Origin of the sequence: Hyphomicrobium sp. 2TAF46, from assembly GCF_052114865.1 — a bacterium.
Classification (GTDB): Bacteria; Pseudomonadota; Alphaproteobacteria; order Rhizobiales; family Hyphomicrobiaceae; genus Hyphomicrobium_B.
Genome location: NZ_JBFRFO010000035.1, coordinates 1 through 316, shown reverse-complemented (window position 1 = coordinate 316; position 316 = coordinate 1). Strand labels below are relative to the sequence as shown.

Genomic DNA, 316 nt, shown 5'->3' with positions numbered 1-316 from the left:
TTTGAGACCGGCACCGCAGAAGAGGTTCAACTCGTCTCGGGTACCTTCGCCGATGAGGACGGCAAATACCCGGCGTCACATGATTTTCCAAATTGGAAATTCCTGCTGTATCTCAATGAAACGAGTGCGCAGTCGACTTGGCTCAAGGCGCTTGAAGGTGCCGCCGACCGTTTCGAGAAACTTCGCGCGAATACGTACCCGGATTGAGTCTGTGCTGTCCCGTTCATTGGGGCAGCCGCTGCCGCGCCGTGGCTCAGAGCTTGGGGTGAGGTTGTCAATCAGGGAAAAGAAGATGGGAATGTACGTTCTATTCGGC

At 55.1% G+C, this 316-nt stretch carries 1 protein-coding gene; it reads left to right on the top strand.

Annotated elements, in window-relative coordinates; all coding sequences use genetic code 11:
• Positions 1-207 (top strand): hypothetical protein (locus AB4Z24_RS22540; RefSeq protein WP_441711900.1); only part of this gene is annotated, 207 nt, incomplete at its 5' end.
• Between the last annotated feature and the right edge of the window lie 109 nt (positions 208-316).